This is a genomic window from Microvirga sp. HBU67558, from assembly GCF_018069605.1.
GTDB lineage: Bacteria > Pseudomonadota > Alphaproteobacteria > Rhizobiales > Beijerinckiaceae > Microvirga > Microvirga terrae.
In genome coordinates, this window is record NZ_JAGPUP010000496.1 from 1 (window position 1) to 15,932 (window position 15,932).

Annotated in this window: 14 protein-coding genes; 3 read left to right on the forward strand and 11 right to left on the reverse strand. The window is 64.6% G+C overall.

Going from position 1 to position 15,932, the window contains the following annotated elements; translation table 11 throughout:
• Positions 1–473 precede the first annotated feature (473 nt).
• Positions 474–1,643, reverse strand: a complete 1,170-nt coding sequence (locus KBI52_RS10700) for a GGDEF domain-containing protein (protein WP_210807300.1) — start codon at positions 1,641–1,643, stop codon at positions 474–476.
• A gap of 476 nt (positions 1,644–2,119) precedes the next feature.
• Here KBI52_RS10700 and KBI52_RS10710 point away from each other — a divergent pair, with 476 nt between their 5' ends.
• Positions 2,120–2,539, forward strand: a complete 420-nt coding sequence (locus KBI52_RS10710) for a hypothetical protein (RefSeq protein WP_210807302.1) — start codon at positions 2,120–2,122, stop codon at positions 2,537–2,539.
• Positions 2,540–2,791: 252 nt separating this feature from the next.
• On the opposite strand, the gene KBI52_RS10715 is transcribed toward KBI52_RS10710, so the two are convergent.
• A complete protein-coding gene (locus tag KBI52_RS10715; protein ID WP_210807304.1) occupies positions 2,792–3,790 on the reverse strand; it encodes a sensor histidine kinase in 999 nt (332 codons plus the stop codon).
• A gap of 445 nt (positions 3,791–4,235) precedes the next feature.
• Here KBI52_RS10715 and KBI52_RS10720 point away from each other — a divergent pair, with 445 nt between their 5' ends.
• The gene (locus KBI52_RS10720; RefSeq protein WP_210807306.1) at positions 4,236–4,619 is read left to right on the forward strand and encodes a response regulator; all 384 of its coding nucleotides are present in this window, start codon (positions 4,236–4,238) and stop codon (positions 4,617–4,619) included.
• Positions 4,620–5,296: 677 nt separating this feature from the next.
• On the opposite strand, the gene KBI52_RS10725 is transcribed toward KBI52_RS10720, so the two are convergent.
• On the reverse strand, positions 5,297–6,175 hold the full coding sequence (locus tag KBI52_RS10725) for an arginase family protein (protein WP_210807308.1): 879 nt from the start codon (positions 6,173–6,175) through the stop codon (positions 5,297–5,299).
• Positions 6,176–6,425: 250 nt separating this feature from the next.
• Positions 6,426–7,319: a LysR family transcriptional regulator gene (locus tag KBI52_RS10730; protein ID WP_210807310.1), complete on the reverse strand. Its 894-nt coding sequence runs from the start codon at positions 7,317–7,319 to the stop codon at positions 6,426–6,428.
• A gap of 98 nt (positions 7,320–7,417) precedes the next feature.
• On the opposite strand from KBI52_RS10730, the gene KBI52_RS10735 reads away from it, so the two are divergent.
• Entirely contained in the window at positions 7,418–8,617 is a 1,200-nt protein-coding gene (locus KBI52_RS10735; RefSeq protein WP_210807347.1) for an arabinose transporter, read from the forward strand.
• A gap of 290 nt (positions 8,618–8,907) precedes the next feature.
• On the opposite strand, the gene KBI52_RS10740 is transcribed toward KBI52_RS10735, so the two are convergent.
• From KBI52_RS10740 to KBI52_RS10770, 7 genes are all read right to left on the reverse strand, one after another.
• A complete protein-coding gene (locus tag KBI52_RS10740; protein WP_210807312.1) occupies positions 8,908–9,414 on the reverse strand; it encodes a hypothetical protein in 507 nt (168 codons plus the stop codon).
• Between the two features lie 53 nt (positions 9,415–9,467).
• Positions 9,468–10,733, reverse strand: a complete 1,266-nt coding sequence (locus KBI52_RS10745; protein WP_210807315.1) for a glycerate kinase — start codon at positions 10,731–10,733, stop codon at positions 9,468–9,470.
• Positions 10,734–10,786: 53 nt separating this feature from the next.
• Positions 10,787–11,641: a sugar phosphate isomerase/epimerase gene (locus KBI52_RS10750; protein ID WP_210807316.1), complete on the reverse strand. Its 855-nt coding sequence runs from the start codon at positions 11,639–11,641 to the stop codon at positions 10,787–10,789.
• A gap of 70 nt (positions 11,642–11,711) precedes the next feature.
• The gene (locus KBI52_RS10755) at positions 11,712–12,497 is read right to left on the reverse strand and encodes an enoyl-CoA hydratase/isomerase family protein (protein WP_210807318.1); all 786 of its coding nucleotides are present in this window, start codon (positions 12,495–12,497) and stop codon (positions 11,712–11,714) included.
• 10 nt (positions 12,498–12,507) lie between these two features.
• Complete coding sequence (locus tag KBI52_RS10760; RefSeq protein ID WP_210807320.1) at positions 12,508–14,133, reverse strand: acyl CoA:acetate/3-ketoacid CoA transferase; 1,626 nt, start codon at positions 14,131–14,133, stop codon at positions 12,508–12,510.
• Positions 14,134–14,166: 33 nt separating this feature from the next.
• Positions 14,167–15,009 (reverse strand): ABC transporter permease, encoded by an 843-nt coding sequence (locus KBI52_RS10765; RefSeq protein ID WP_210807322.1) that lies wholly within the window; start codon positions 15,007–15,009, stop codon positions 14,167–14,169.
• Positions 15,010–15,013: 4 nt separating this feature from the next.
• The gene (locus KBI52_RS10770) at positions 15,014–15,931 is read right to left on the reverse strand and encodes an ABC transporter permease (protein ID WP_210807324.1); all 918 of its coding nucleotides are present in this window, start codon (positions 15,929–15,931) and stop codon (positions 15,014–15,016) included.
• Between the last annotated feature and the right edge of the window lies 1 nt (position 15,932).

Below are 15,932 nucleotides of genomic sequence, written 5' to 3' on the forward strand. Positions count from 1 at the left end.
GCCCGAACCGAGGCGTATTAGGCCGCCGGCCCGCTCGACACACCTGCGTTGGAGAGCATGTTCCTGCTACGTACTGCGTTAGCGCTCAACCAGGAGCAGAACTTGCGCCGATCCCCTGCATGCGAACTTGAGGAAGGCTGCGACGGCTCATCAGGAAAACCGGCATCTGGGGCCTCTCGACAGATCCCTCACGATGTGTGCATCACGCCAAGCCGGAAATCATGCACGAAGGCTCACATCACAGAGGAAGGTGAGGCTCGGCTCTCTGCAGGCCAGGAACGGAGTGGGAGAGGTCAGTGTGTGGCATAGAATTTTGCAGGCACTTCGTGGGCTCTTGAGACAGACATCCCAATCGGGATTCCTGCAGGTCAAGCGCTCGGAGCAAATTTGAAACTGCAAGTCAGGGAACAGTGGGATAGAGGGACCTGTTACCGCCCTGCCATGCAGAGGACGAGCGCAGCGGGGCGTCTGTTTCAATTGCTCTGAGACATCTCAGTGACCGAGCCATGGTCCACCTGCGTCGACCGTGCAAGTTCAATCCTGTTCCGGCCGGCATGTTTGGCCCGATACAGCGCCGCGTCCGCCTCCGCATACGCCTTGTCGAACGGTTCAGAGACCTTGCGTACAGCGACACCGGCCGACAGGGTGACCTGGATCGTCACGCCCGACATGACAATCGGTGTGGTCTCCACCGTTCGGAGCAGCTCGCCAAGCCCTGTAACGATCTGATCGACTGACGCCGTTGGAGCGATGAGAGCGAACTCCTCCCCGCCAAGCCGACCGACCATGCCATACGCGGCCAAGTGGGTCGCCATGAGCGATCCGACCGTCTGCAGAACGACATCACCAATTCGGTGACCATGGGTATCATTCACAATCTTGAAGTGGTCGATGTCAACGATAGCAAAGACCATGGAATGTGAGCCCAGCGTTTCGCTTGTCTCCATCAGAAAGCGGCGGTTCGGCAGGCCCGTCAGCACGTCGTGCCGGGCGCGATGGTCGTTGTCGCGTTCGGCCCGCATGGTGGAGATCAGCATGGCGCTCAGGCGATAGACGGCTTTGCCCATGGCGTAGAGATAGAAGGGGATCTGCAGCGCCGTCAGCAGCATGATCGGCTCTCCCGACCCAATCGCCCCGAGGCAGGTTGGACCGAAGCTGAGCACGATCATGGCTGTGGCCAGGCGAGGCGCCGCAAAGTTGCGGAAGCAGATGCCGCCCATCATTGCGGCCGACGAGAGACAGGCCAGGGTGGCGCTGACCCAGTCGCCGCTCAGCAAGCTCATGAACGACCCGGCGCCGACGCCAAGAGCCCACAGCAGGGCGAGGAGGATATAGAGATCTGTCGGTGTGTCACGATGCCGGTCAGCCGCCCGATAGGATCTCAGGATCAGGTATGTGCGGGCGACACACAGGATGGCCTCGAACGCGAACCACGCCAGGAACGGAGCTTGCGGCTGGCGGATGGCGATCACCGCCGACACGAGCACGGTGTTGACCACACCACCGATGAAGATTGGCAGGGTGCCGTACAGGCTTGAGATCAGGGCCAGGCGGATCTCGTAGGGCACCTCCTGGATGGGATCTGCCAGCCAGCGTGTGAACCGCCATGTGGGCAGGCTGAAGGTTCGTGTCTTGTCGATCATCAGGCCAACTGCTCAGGTTAGGGCGGTCTTGAATTTCGTCTTGGATTGTCTGCGCTGCGGACGCTCAAGGTCGCCATGCGCAACTCGGTATCTGAGTTGCGGCGATGACGTCGGCCGCATGTGTCGGGACCTGCTAGCTCAGTAAGGCTGAATTATGTCCTAAGACGAACCGATGACACACGGTGGGTGGCGCAGACTAATGGAAGCTTTGTCCCTCACACGATGCCCCAGGCACGGTAACGGGTTCGGCCGGTGAACTCGAGCGGGCGGGCACCACCGAGTTTCGCCAGCCTGAGGGATAGCCCCCCTCATCCCTGCGGTGGTTCATGCTTCTCCTCCCGTAGGCCTTAGCCGCTGAAGCCGTCGGTTTGGAGGCCGCTGCTCTGCGATTAGTGTTGCCCAACAAAAGGACGATTTGCGGTTAGGCTGCTCACCCTTGAAATCTCCTCTGCCCAACGAGAAGAAAAGGTAAGTAGATGGAACTTGCAGTTGGCGATAAGGTACGTGTGTATTTTTATCCTCCTAACTCTACACGCAGTTTCGTGGAAGGCATCATCGATCGCAACGAGATCAACACTTTCCGAGGCCTGAGTTTCTCGCTCCAAACGACGCGGGAAGTCGTCCTCGGCCATGAAATCGCAACCCCTCGGAGCCTGCCCTACATCATCGCCTATGTGAAGGATGACGATTTCGAGGGTCGCATCGAAGTCTTGGAGCCCGCCGCCCACGCCGCAGCAGAGCCGGCGGTTGAGGCGATATCCGGAGCCGAAGCAGATCACGTGTCACAGAGGGAGTTCGACGAAAGCGCCGAAGAACCGAGCCCGCCGCTTGAGGCTGAACCCCAAGCAGAGCCTCAGAAGCGAGGCTGGGGACGTCTGTTCAGTCGGGCGGCCTGACGAAAGCCGATCGGGGAAACTACATTTCCGTAAGGAGCCGCCGTTGGGCCACAAAGGGGCACGCACTGTAAACCCCGGCTCCTTCGGAACGTCTGGTCATGCGGGGACTGCTGCCCTCGGTCTAACGTCTCGGGAGTGCCAGACGGCGACCTTCGTGCCGGCTGCTTGGCTCGCAGCCGAACCGAGCATAGGACGCGCCCAAAGAGGGTTGCAGCATCGGGCGCGCCAGTCGCACCGATCAGCCGGCTCCTGCTACTGCAACACCCCCTTGGCCGGGAACTCGATGGTACATTGCAGCCCGCCTGGCTTGAACGTCAGCGTCGTTGTTCCTCTGAGCTGGTAGGGTAAGGTCTGCGTCAGAAGCTCGGTCCCGAAGCCGCTGCGCCGGGGTGCATGTGCGATGACCGGCACTCCCGTCTCCGTCCACTCGATCCTCAGGCGCGGATCGCCCTCCCTGTCCTCCAGGTGCCAAGCCACCGCTACTTGCCCTTGCGGGTTCGCCAGCGCCCCATACTTGACCGCGTTGGTTGCCAGCTCATGAATCGCCAGCCCCAAGGTTTCGGCCGCCTTGGGCTGGAGGCGAATGGGGAGCCCGGACAGGCTGAATTGCTCGCCCTCCTGAGCCGCGCAGGTGAGCAACTCCTCGGCGACCAGGGATGCCAGATCGATCCCGGCGCTGGGATCGCGCGTCACCGCCGCCTGCACCCGTGCAAAGGCGTCAAGCCGGCCCGCGAAGTGCATGGTGTAGTCCTCTACCGACTCGCTGGTCTCCGCCGTCTGGTGGGCAATGGAGCGGATCACCGCGAGCGTGTTCCGGACCCGGTGCTGTAACTCGGCCATCAGCACCTTCTGGTGCTCCTCACTGCGCTTGCGCCGGGTTACATCGATCAGCATGTTGACCGCGCCGATCACCGCTCCGGACGCATCGTGCAACGGGGTCGGAGAGGCTAGGAACGGAACCCGGGTGCCATCGGGGCGCTCAGCAATGGCCTCGCCGTCATGGATGGCCCGGTTCTCCCTCAGCGCAATGGCCATGGGGCATTGATCGTGCGGCATCGGCCGCCCATCCGGCCAGTATAAGCGCCAGGAGCCGCACCACTCATTTTTTCCCAGTTCCGGGCGCCACCCCCACAGGTCGACAGCGGCCTGGTTGTAGAAGGTGATCCGCCCCGCGGCATCGGTGGTGTACACCGCGGCCGGCAAGACTTCGAGCACGGGCAACAACGGGTGTCCGCCCGCGATCTTGTCCAACTCGCGGGCTCCTGGGAAGCGCTCGAAGCCATTATCGGCCACGGTCAGTTGAGGTCTGTCACTCGCCATCGAAGCAAGGGTCCAACCTGGCCCGCAGATGATCAGACGTAATGTCCCAAAGCCTGAGGCGAGCAATCTCAACAAGGGTGTCGCAAGTCAACGCAGCAAGGCGTGCAAGGGCTGTTCTCAATTGCACGCTGCGACGATCGGCCCAAAGCAACTTTTTACCGGAAGCCAAGCCTTTGCGTACCCCTCTGATCCTGGGGGCGGCGATCAGGAGGTCGATCATCATTTTTCGGCCTTGGGGCCAAAACCTTCCTGGAGCCGAGCGGTGTCATCGGACGCCATCCGACAGCACAATCCGGCAACCTGTGTTAAACTGCGGCGACTCCTTTCAGTTTAGCTTGCCCGAAGTCACTGACGAGGATCTGCGGGAGGAAGACGGATGACCGCTCAACCACGCGGCGCTCTTGCGAACCGCCGGGTGCTGGTGGCCGAGGACGAGTACTTCATCGCCCGGGACATTGGCCGAGCGCTGCACGCGCTCGGGGCCGAGGTGGTCGGGCCGGTGCCAAGCCGGGATGGGGTGCAGGCAATCCTGGCCACCGGCGAGCGCCTCGATGCGGCCATTCTCGACATCAACCTAGACGGCGAGATGGTCTTTCCGGTCATGGAGGCTCTCGCAGCCCGCGGGATCCCTGTCGTATTCGCCACCGGGTATGACCAAGCCACTGTGCCGGCTCAGTACCAGGACATCCCTCGGTGGCAGAAGCCCTTTAACCCTCGGGCGCTGGTTCAGGCCCTGCCTGATCTCGTGCGCACTCCGTAGGCCAAAACATCCCTTTGAAGGTCCGCACGTCCCAGTCGGGGCAGATTGGATCGCCGACATGGAGCGGGCCCGGTCGCGGGGCGACGGGCCCGTGGTGACCCGCAGGTCACACGTCACTGACGGTGTTCCGGATGATCCGGTCAAACGGCTCTGATTGTAAAGCTGAGACGGGCACCCCTGACGCAAGAAGATGAGGGAGGCGGTCGCAGCCCAGGCGGATTATCGATCTCGGCCTCCCTTTCAGCTCAAGCCGCGGCGGGTGCGCGGTTCAGGCGGATCATGTGAGCGGGGCGGCTTGAGGAACCCACGGTAAAAGCCACCCCCGTTCCAGCTATCACGATGCACCTGCCCGCATGGGACTGCTCTAACTCATGTGAAACAGAGCCGCAGAAAATGAGAAGCTACCCAATAAAGAGTCCGCATGGGTCAACCTGAGCCGTTAGGCATGGCCTTATGAAAGTCAGCTCACCCTATGAGTTCGGCTTTCGTCCGAGAGCGTGTCAAAACTCAAACAGAGTCGGCCGTGTCGAAAGATTCGTACGAATTTATGCTCCTGTACCGAGAATTCCGCGGTCTGCCAGCGCTTGCATGAAATCAAATTGCTTCACTGAGCGACCTGCTCGCGTTTTGACACAGGCTCGTCCGCCTCGTGCCATGAGCGGTCGTTCCTTGCCGCCCTACTCGTTGCCAAGGAGCGGGAGCGAACGGAGGGCGCGCGACAACTTGATTGCACTCCAAGGCATGTACTCGGTGATGGCTAGGCCGACGATGTCGGCTTCCGCCGCGACCGCATTGAGGATCGCGGCGACCTCCTCGAACCGCATCCGGCCTTTGGGCACCTCATCATAGGTACCCGGCGCGGCATAGGGATCGTGGAACAGGAGGAAGTCATAGAGCGAGGGATCGAGAACATCGACATCGAAGTGGACCGCAACCTTCGTCGCCCCCGAGGTGTGTAGCCACTTCAGAACGCGCTCGGGTGAACCCGCCAAGTCCTCCGGGCTGAGACGGACGATCCCATGCTCCCGGATGAAGTCGGTTTCGACAGGCGAGATCTCGGTCAGGCCGACATAGAGAACGCGCCTCGGATCCAGCGGCCGACCCACCGCCGCCACGAACTCCGGATCGCCTTCGCCCATGAGCGTCGCGAGGACATGCGTGTGGGCGTATCGGTTCTCCGCTGGACGCATGATGTCCGGGTGAGCGTCGATCCACAGCACGGCCAAGTCGTCACCATAGCGCTCGCTGAGATAGGCGATCGGGGCCAGATTGACGTGGCAGTCCCCACCCAGCGTCACGACTGCGTCGGGGGTATGCCGATCGATGGCCGAGCGCGCGGCGGCGAGTTGCTCGAGCAGCGCGGAACGCGAGACGATGCCGCCGTCAACGGTCCGCTCGTCCTTCGCGACGACGGGAACCGGGACGGTCTCCTCGGGCCCTTGCGGCTCAGGGGCGATTGCCGCAAGCACTCGCCCTCCGATGCGGTAGTTGGGCCGGTCCCCGCCTTGCCACTGCGGCAGGTTGAGGCGCAAAACCTTCTGTGGGTCGATCGCCATGGCTCAACTCCTCGCCCTCGTTCGCGTGACGCTGATCGGGGAGTGTAGTCGACCGATCCCTCCGCGCCACCACCATGTCGATCACGGCCCTTCTGAATGGCAGAAACAGGTCAGGCAGCGATATTCGTGAACTTGGTGGAGGTCTGGTTCCGCGAGGAATGCTGCCCTCGGGCTTACGTCTCGGGATTGCCATAGCGGTCATGACACTTTGCGGACCACAAAGGCTTTCAGCCCTCACGCTGCCGATGTTTCACCCTCGATGACGCAAGGCGTCGACCAGCAGCGCGAAGGCCGGAGAAGCCTGGCGCCGGCTCGGGTAGTACAGGTGGTAGCCCGGCCAAGCTGGACACCAATCGGCAAGCACCCGGGTCAGGCGCCCCTTCGCGAGATAAGGCTGCGCCAGGCCTTCCGGCACGTGGGCGAGACCGAACCCCGCCACCGCCGCGGTGAGGATCTGCTGGATCCCGTTGAAGATGAGCTGGCCTTCCACCCGCACCCTCAGCTCCTGGCCGTCCTTCTCAAACTCCCAGGCATATAGCCCGCCATGGGTGGGCAGGCGCAGATTGATGCAGGTATGATCGATCAGGTCCTGCGGTGTCTCCGGTGGGGCATGTTTGGCAAAGTATGCCTTCGAGGCGACCACCGCAAAGCGGAGGTCCGGCCCGATGCGCACCGAGATCATGTCCTTCGCGACCTGCTCACCGAGACGAACGCCGGCATCGAAAGCCTGGGCGGCAATGTCCGTCAGGCCGTAATCGATGCACAGTTCGACCTTGATGTCCGGATACTGCGGCAGGAACTTCTCCAGCTTCGGCCAGAGCACATGATCGATGGCATAGTCGGTCGCCGTGATCCGGATGGTCCCAGCGGGTTTCTCGCGGAGTTCGCTCAAGGATTCGAGTTCGGCCTCGATCTCGTCCAGCCGCGGCCCGACGCTCCTGAGGAGGCGCTCTCCTGCTTCCGTCGGCGAGACGCTGCGCGTGGTGCGGGTGAGAAGCCGGAGCCCGAGCCGCTCCTCGAGCTGACGGATGGTCTGGCTCAGCGCCGATTGCGAGACCCCGAGCTTCGCCGCAGCCCGGGTAAAGCTCCGCTCCCGCGCAACGGCCAGGAACGCAGAGAGGTCGTTCAGGCTCTCGCCCGGCATTCATAAGCTCCCCTAATAGGCCCATGCAGACAATGCCATCTAATCGCATGCCGCGGCATCGGCTAGATAGTCCTGCGTCCTTTCCGCGAGAGCCCATGATGCTTGTTGCTTCCTCTAAGTCGCGGGCGTCCACCGCTCCATCTGTCCTCGTGATCCTGCTGCCGATCATGGCTGTCGTCCTGTTCGGCTTTCTGATCGCAGGCCTCGCGCTGCCGGTGCTCCCGCTCCATGTGCACCAGGGATTGGGCCTCAGCACCTTCGTGGTCGGGCTCATCACCGGCAGTCAGTTCGCCGCCTCGCTCATCTCGCGCCTGTGGTCGGGCCACTACGCCGACAGCCGCGGCGCCAAACGCGCGGTCGTCCCCGGCCTGCTCGGCGGCGCAGCGGCGGGGCTGCTCTATCTCGTCTCGCTCTCCTTCATTGGCACCCCCGCGATCTCGGCGACCATCCTGCTGCTGGGGCGGGCTCTGCTCGGCGGGGCCGAGAGCTTCATCATCACCGGAGCCTTCGGCTGGGCTCTGGCGCAAGTCGACGCCCGGCACGCCGGCAAGGTCATCGCCTGGGTGGGCACCGCGATGTGGGCCGCCTTCGCCTTGGGCGCTCCGCTCGGCAGTGCCCTGTACGCGAGCTACGGCTTCGTGGCGATCGCGCTGGCGACGACCCTAATCCCGCTCGCCACCCTGCTGCTCGTGCTGCCGCTGCGCTCCGTCGTGCCCCCGACCCAGATCCGCCCCGCCTTCACCCAGGTGATCGGTGCCGTCTGGGTGCCCGGCATCGGCATGGCCCTGAGCAGCGTCGGCTTCGGGGCGATCACCGCGTTCATCGCGCTGCGCTTCGTCGACCGGGGGTGGGCTCCGGTCTGGCTCGCCTTCAGCGCCTTTGCGGGTGCCTTCATCGTAGCGCGAGTGGTCGGTGGCCATCTGCCGGACAAGCTCGGCGGCGCCAAGGTCGCATTGGCCAGCGTGCTGATCGAGGCGGCCGGCCAAGCTCTGATCTGGCTGGCCCCCGGGCCTATGGTGGCCCTGGCCGGGGCAGTGCTCAGCGGGATTGGCTGGTCGCTCGTCTATCCCAGCTTCGGCATCGAGGCGGTGCGCCGCGCGCCGCCGGAAAGCCGCGCCCTTGCGATGGGCGCCTACACTGCCTTCCTCGACCTGGCGATTGGCTTGGCCAGCCCTGCGTTGGGGGCGGTCGCGGGTGCGGCTGGCTTGGGCACGGTGTTCCTCGTCAGCGCGCTGGTGGTACTCGGCGCCGCCTTGATTGCTGTGCGGCTCCTGAACAACTCCGCAATTGCCCAGTGACGCGATAGCTCAACGGAACCAACGCGGCTTGAGTGGAAGCCACAGCGGGTCCGAGTAGCCCCGGACAGGGTACTCACACGCCCCTCAGCCGTGCATCCTGAACCCGCATTGCGCTTAGGTGCAGGGCCGAGGGTGGGCATGACCAGCCTCGAACGTCCGTTCGCCGCTGGATGGTCTGCTGTGGGTCAAACTTTAACGAACAGGAAATGAAACGAAGGTCAGCTTACCGCATCAGGATCAGACCAAAGCGTTTCTTCCAAGAAGTGCCAGCTTCCACCGTTGCACAGAACCTAGGCAACATTGACCAGCCATGGGTAGTTGGCGACGAACAGGGGATGCTCGTCCACCGAAGTGGATATTGCAGCCTGCTGCTGAACGTCCTTCATGCGCGCCCGCGCCTCCGGTGGAGGAAGCTCATCAGCCTGCCGCCCGATCGCCAGGGCCTCCTCAAGGATCTTCATCCCCTCCCGAAAAGGAAGGCGCCAGCGCAGGCGGGTCCTGATGTACGCCTCCCGTTCCCGCTCTACCGCTGGCGTGTCAGCACAGGCCAGCCGAGTGACAAACGGCAGCAGGTGCTGGCGTTCCTGATCCGAGGCCTTGTCGTTCAGCCGCATTGCCAACCGGCAGATCGGGCGCGAAAAGCACGCCGGCATGTCCTCGACCGAGCGCACGGGCTGATAGGGGAAACCAGCCGCGACGATGGCGGCCTCGTTGATGCAGGTACCGTCATCCCGGCCGGGAAACGTGTGGGAGCCCCGCTTCAATTTCCAGTTCAGGATATCATCGAAGAAGTCCATGGTTGCTAGCTCCCTGGCTCATCTGGGCTGCGACAGGTCTCCGGCCTGTGATCTTAAGGCCTGATCCGGTCGTTCCGGATCAGGATCGCACGGAAATCATTGACGTTTGTCAGGGTCGGGCCGGTCATCACCAGCCGATCCATGGCCGCGAAGGCGCCATAGGCATCGTTCCGTGTCAGGGCAGCGCCGAGATCGACGCCGCGCTCGCCTGCCGAGGCGACGAACCGGTCATCGAACCAGACGCCGGCATTGTCCTCAGAGCCGTCAATGCCGTCGGTGTCTGCCGCCAGTCCTGCAATGCCGGGAGCTCCTTGCAACGCCGTCGCCAATGAGAGCAGGAACTCGGCATTCCGCCCGCCCCGGCCCTTGCCACGCACCGTCACCGTCGTCTCCCCGCCGGACAACAGCACGCAAGGCGACCGGACCGGTTCGCCATGACGTGCCACCGAGCGCGCAATCCCCGCCATGACGGTGCCGACCTCCCGCGCCTCGCCCTCGATGGCATCGCCGAGGATCAGCGGCGTGAGCCCCATGTGGCGTGCGGCGTGCGCCGCAGCGTCGAGAGATATCTTCGGCGTCGCGATCATGTGCACTTCGCCTCCCACGCCCGTCGGGACGGCATTGCGCTCGATGACTGACGCGACATGGGGTGGGACCGCCACGCCGTATCGCTCAAGGATTCGGTGCACTTCCCCGGGGCTGGACATCCCGGGGATCGTCGGGCCCGAGCCGATGCTGGCGGGATCGTCCCCCGGGACATCCGAGATCACGTAGGTCACCAGCCTTGCCGGACCCGCGGCTGCGGCAAGGCGACCGCCCTTGATGGCCGACAGGGCCTTGCGCACCTCGTTCATGGCGCCGATCGGCGCGCCGGAATGGAGGAGCGCCTTCGTGACGGCCTGCTTGTCGTCCAGTGTCAGGCCGGGCGCCGGGAGGCTCAGCAGGGCCGAGGCCCCGCCAGACATCAGGCAGACCACGAGATCGTCCGGTCCCGCCCCGGTAGCCAGGTCCAGGATCCGCTGCGCGGCCGCAACCCCTGCCGCGTCGGGGACCGGATGGGCGGCCTCCACGACCTCGATCCGTCGCGTCGGGGCACGGTGGCCATAGCGGGTCACGACAAGCCCCTCGAACGGCTGCTCCCATTCGCTCTCGAACGCCTGCGCCATGCTCGCCGCCGCCTTGCCGGCGCCGAGCACGATCGTGCGTCCCTTCGGCGGTTCGGGCAGGCGTCCCGCGAACTTGCCCGCGGGACGTGCCGCGTCGAGGGCAGCCTGGAAGAGCGCGTGAAGGATGGATCGATCGTCGGATTGCACCGTCATACCTCCCGGGGCGCGACGCCAATGCTCGTTAGGTTCAGGGATTCATGCGAGGACTAGATCCCGGCGAATCCCTTGGCGCAGGCCTGCAACACCTCGTCCTCGGGCGTCGACCACCAGCGCCGGGAGAAGACCTCTACCTCCACGAAGCCATCGTATCCGGCGGCCTCGATGGTGCGGCGGATGCCTTTGACATCGATGACGCCGTCGCCCGTCATGCCGCGGTCGAGGAGCAGATCGGTCGTCGGCACCAGCCAGTCGCAGACGTGGAACGCGGAGATGCGCCCGGCTTTGCCTGCCGCCGCAATGTCGGCTTCCAGGCGCCAGTCCCACCAGACATGGTAGACGTCAATCGCCGTGCCGATCCCGCCCAAGCGGTCCGGATCCAGGGCTTCGCAAAGCGCCAGCGCTTCCCCTAAGCTGGTGACGCACGACCGATCCCCGGCGTACATCGGATGCAGCGGCTCGACCGCGAGGGTGACGCCGACGCTCCGGGCCTTTTCCAGGAGCAACGAGATGCCCTCGGCCACCTGGGCACGTGCATCGCCGAGATCCTTCCGTCCCTCGGGCAGGCTTCCCACCACGAGGACAAAGCACGGTGCCCCGAGGGCAGCGGCGTCGTCGAGGGCACGGCGATTGTCGTCGACATGCGCCTCGAAGTCCGCACGCGTCGCCCCGGGGAAGTAGGTGCCGCGGCAATACCCGCTGAGAGACAGCCCGGCATCACGGATCTGGCGGGCGACGGCGTTGACATCATGTCCCTCGAGATCGCGGCGCCACGGGGAAATGGCGCCGAAGCCATGCCGCGCGATCCGCTCGATGACCTCACCAATCGGCGAGCGGTGTCCGAGGGTCGCGGTGTTGATGGAGCAGCGGGAAAGCGGAAGCGTCGTGAATTCCGGAACGCCCATGGGAAACTCCCGAGATTGAAGGTTGGATGCCCGGCGGCGATCCACCGGGCATGGAAACATGACGGTCGGCTCACTTGAACCGGGGCGCCCTCTTCTCGACGAAGGCTGCCTTGCCTTCGACGGCGTCATCGGACAGGCCGAGCGGAACCGTGATCTCCGACTCCATGGCGAGTCCCGCGTCGTAGCCGAGGCGCAGGCCCGTCGAGACGCAACGACGCGTCGCGTGCACCGCCTTCGGGGACATGGAGGCAATCTGGGTTGCCATCTCGATCGCCCGGGGCAGCAGTTGATCGTCGTCGACGAGTTCCTCGAAGATGCCGATGCGATACGCCTCTTCCGCATCGATCCTCTGGCCCGTCAGCATCAGCCGGAGCGCGTGCCCGCGCCCGACGAGGAGCGGCAGGCGCATCGTGCCGGTTGCCGTGGCCATCGCGCCGAGGCGGACCTCGGGCAGACCGAAGGTCGCACTCCGGCCGGCGATGCGCACGTCACAGGCGAGGGCCATGACGGCCCCTCCCCCAAGGGTGTGCCCGTTGCAGGCGGCGATCACGGGAACGGGTCCGCGCTCGATCGTCTCGTTGAGGTGCGTCTCGGCCCGACGCGCGGTCTCGATCCATTCCTCCGTTACCTCGAACTCGCGGATGTTGGAGCCGGCCGAGAAAGACGGACCCGTCCCTGTCAGGACGATGCAGCGGGCGCCGTGATCGGCATGCGCACGCTCGAGGAACGCGGCCAGTTGGCGGCGGGCCTCGATCGTGAAGACCCCGAACGGCTGCGACACGATGCGGACGAGCAGGACGCCGGGGGCGGCAATGCTCGCTTCGAAGACGGGGTTGGCGATGATGGTATCCGACATTTCGCCCTCCTTACGCTGCGCGGCGCGCGTCATCGCGGGACACGCCCTTGCGCGGCTTGAGGTCGAGCCCGATCGGTTCCGGGTGGAACAGGCGCTCGTCCATCGGCTTCAGGTCGGCAGCAACAGCGAGAGGAATGCCGGCCCTAGCCAGGACGTCGCGCTCGAGATCGACTCCCGGGGCAAGCTCCACGACCGTCAGTCCAGCCGGCGTCAGCTTGAGGACGCAGCGTTCGGTCACATAGGTGATGTCGGTGCCGACTTCCAAGGCTCTGCGACCGCTGAACGTGACATGGCTGACCTCGGGCACGAACTTGGAGATCTTGCCCTCCTGTTCGATCCGGAGCTTGCCGCCGGTGGCGGAGACCTTCAGCCCGCCGGCCGTGAAGTAGCCGCTGAAGACGACCTTGCGGGCATTGGCGGTGATGTCGACGAAGCCACCGCAGCCGGCCGTCAGGTATGGGCGCGCGGCAAGCTTGGACACGTTGACGTTCCCGAAGGCGTCGACCTCGAGGAACGACAGGAGTGAGCAATCGAAGCCGCCGCCCTGGAAGTACGTGAACTGCTGCGGGGTCGGGAAGATCGCCTGGGCATTGGCAGCGCACCCGAACGCGAAGCCGGTCAGGGGCACGCCGCCGACAGGACCCTGCTCGATCACCCAGGTCACTGCTTCGGCCTGTCCCTCCTCGATGAGGATGGTGGGAACCAGCGCCGAGATGCCGAAGCCGAGATTGACCGCGCTGTCATCGGCGAGTTCCATGGCGGCGCGGCGTGCTATGACCTTGTCCACACTCCAGGGTTCCGCCGCGAAGGAGTTGAGCGGTCGCCGTGTCTCTCCGCTGATGGCCGGGTCATACAGGATCTCGGTCGCCTGGGCCTGCTCCGGATCGACGACGACATAGTCGACCAGCGTCGACGGAATGTGGACCCGTTGCGTGGGGATTGAGCCTGCTGACGTGGTGCGCTTGACCTGGCAGATCACGATACCGCCGGAGTTGCGCGCCGCCAGGGCGAGATCAACCATGCCGAGCACGGCTCCTTCCTGCTCCATCGAGATGTTGCCGCGCTCGTCGGCGGTGGTGCCGCGGACGATGGCGACGTGCGGGAAGTGGTTGGGGAAATGTAGCCAGCTCTCGCCACCGAACTCCACCAGGTGGACGACGTCGCCGCGCGCCGCCGCGGCATCGTTCATCTTGCCCCCATTCAGGCGGGGGTCGACGAACGTGTCGAGGCCGACCTTGGTCAGGACGCCTGCCCGCTTGGCCGCGGCGTCACGAGCCATGTCGTACATGACGCCGGAAGGCAGGTTGTAGGCGGCGATCTCGTTGCGGCCGATCATCTCCCAGATGGCCGGCGACGGGAGGGACGACGGCCCGCTGGGATAGGAGCCTGCGAGGATCGTCGAGATGAGACCTTCCTGTGCAAGGTGGTCGATGCCCTTGATCCCGTACATGTCGCCCGCGGCGATCGGCGAGAACACCGTGAGGTTGCGCGGGTGGGCTTCCTGGCGGAAGCGCTCCCCGATCGCGGCCAGCATGTGATCGGGGCAGTTGAGGCCGGCCGACGAACCGATGCAGATGACGGCATCGTCGGGGATGAGTTTTGCGGCATCCGCCGCCGAGATGATCTTGTTGCGCATGATAGATTTCCTTTTCCCTGGATGCGTCCGGCGTCAGTGCGCCGGCTGCTGCTTGGCACGGGTGACGATCTGGGTTGGGTTGACGAACTTGAGGGCGATGACGAGCCAGATGAGTGTCGTAACCATGTAGACGACGGCCATGGCATCAATCGACTGGACGGCGCGGACGCCGGAGGCGAACACCGCGTAGTACAGGGCCACCACGAGCGTCTGGCTGGTCGGCCCGGCGACGAGGAAGGTCAGTTCGAACATCGCGATGGTGCGCACGAGGACGAGCAGCAGCGCCGCGAGGATGCCCGGCAGCAGCAGGGGCATCAGGACATGGACGAAGAGCTTGAAGGTGTTGGCGCCGAACACGCGCGCCGCCGCCTCGATCTTCGGATCGATCTGCTCGATGAACGGGATCATCACGAGGATGACGAACGGCACCGTCGGCACCAGGTTCGCGGCTACCACGCCCCAGAAGGTCCCGGCCAGGCCCGTCTGGTAGAGCACCGTCGCAAGCGGAATGCCGAAGGTGATCGGCGGGATGATCAGCGGCAGGATCATGACCAGCATGATCAGCTTCTTGCCGGCGAACTCCCGGCGCGCGAGGGCATAGGCCCCGGTGACGCCGATGAGGCCCGAGATCAGGACGACCATCCCGACGACCTGGAAGGTCACGAGCAGGACGTCCCCGAGCTGGAACTCGCTCCAGGCCGACGAGTACCAGCGGGTGGTGAGGCCCGTCGGGAACCAGGTGCCCAGCCACCGCGTGGCGAACGAGCTCGTCACGACGGAGGCGATCATGGCCAGGAGGTTGAGGACGAAGAAGCCGACCACCGCCCAGACGGCATAGATCCAGAGCTTCGATGAGAGGGAGGTATCACGGATCATCGTCTTATCCTTTCGCGCCGCTGGCGGGGCCGCGGTAGAACAGGCCACGTGAGGCAAGGAGCGCTACCACGATGGCAAGCTGGACGAAGCCCATGATCATCGCGATGGCCGAGGCCATGGAGTAGTCGTATTCCTCGAAGGCAGCCTGGTAGGCGGCGATGGAAATCACCCGGGTCTCCCCGGCCGGCTCGCCGAGCAGCACCGCGGACGGAAACACCGAGAAGGCCTGCACGAAACTCAGGCAGAACGTGATGGCGAGCCCCGGCATGAGCAGCGGCAGGTAGACGTGAGCGAACCGCTGCCGCGCACTGGCCCCTAACGTCGCCGCGGCCTGCTCCAGGGCCGGATCGATGCCGGTGACGTAGGAGAGGACGAGCAGGAAGGTGAACGGGAAGCCGTTGATGACGAGCGACGCGAAGACGCCCCAGTAGTTGTGCACGAGCCGCAGGGGCTCATCGATGAGGCCGATCGCCAGCAGGGTGCGGTTGAACCATCCCTGCGGACCGAGGTAGTTGAGCAGTCCCTGGGCGATCAGGACGGTGCCGAGCGTGATCGGGATGACCAGGATCGTGGTCAGCAGGCGCTGACGCCACATCAGGCGCACCCGGAACGCGATCGGCAAGGCCATCGCGAGATTGAGCAGCGTGACCGGTATCGACAGGAGCAGCGTCTTCCAGATCGTCTGATAGAGATAGGGGTCCGAGAAGAAGCGCTGGTAGTTGGACAGGACCCCGCCGGCCTTCGGCTCGAACGACAGGATGAGGCCGTACGTGAAGGGATAGATGAAGAGGAGGACGAGGAAGAGCAGCGATGGGATCGCGAGGAGCGTGACGGCATCGTAGCCGCGCGCCGCCAGGCGCTGCCTCAGGTTCGGCCCCTGCTCGACCGCGTCCGCGAGGGACGGTGTGGCGATCGTGGTCATG

Coding starts and splice junctions, on each gene's coding strand:
- KBI52_RS10700 (WP_210807300.1), bottom strand. CDS start 1,643: ATGATCGACAAGACACGAACCTTCAGCCTGCCCACATGGCGGTTCACA.
- KBI52_RS10710 (WP_210807302.1), top strand. CDS start 2,120: ATGGAACTTGCAGTTGGCGATAAGGTACGTGTGTATTTTTATCCTCCT.
- KBI52_RS10720 (WP_210807306.1), top strand. CDS start 4,236: ATGACCGCTCAACCACGCGGCGCTCTTGCGAACCGCCGGGTGCTGGTG.
- KBI52_RS10725 (WP_210807308.1), bottom strand. CDS start 6,175: ATGGCGATCGACCCACAGAAGGTTTTGCGCCTCAACCTGCCGCAGTGG.
- KBI52_RS10730 (WP_210807310.1), bottom strand. CDS start 7,319: ATGCCGGGCGAGAGCCTGAACGACCTCTCTGCGTTCCTGGCCGTTGCG.
- KBI52_RS10735 (WP_210807347.1), top strand. CDS start 7,418: ATGCTTGTTGCTTCCTCTAAGTCGCGGGCGTCCACCGCTCCATCTGTC.
- KBI52_RS10740 (WP_210807312.1), bottom strand. CDS start 9,414: ATGGACTTCTTCGATGATATCCTGAACTGGAAATTGAAGCGGGGCTCC.
- KBI52_RS10745 (WP_210807315.1), bottom strand. CDS start 10,733: ATGACGGTGCAATCCGACGATCGATCCATCCTTCACGCGCTCTTCCAG.
- KBI52_RS10750 (WP_210807316.1), bottom strand. CDS start 11,641: ATGGGCGTTCCGGAATTCACGACGCTTCCGCTTTCCCGCTGCTCCATC.
- KBI52_RS10755 (WP_210807318.1), bottom strand. CDS start 12,497: ATGTCGGATACCATCATCGCCAACCCCGTCTTCGAAGCGAGCATTGCC.
- KBI52_RS10760 (WP_210807320.1), bottom strand. CDS start 14,133: ATGCGCAACAAGATCATCTCGGCGGCGGATGCCGCAAAACTCATCCCC.
- KBI52_RS10765 (WP_210807322.1), bottom strand. CDS start 15,009: ATGATCCGTGATACCTCCCTCTCATCGAAGCTCTGGATCTATGCCGTC.
- KBI52_RS10770 (WP_210807324.1), bottom strand. CDS start 15,931: ATGACCACGATCGCCACACCGTCCCTCGCGGACGCGGTCGAGCAGGGG.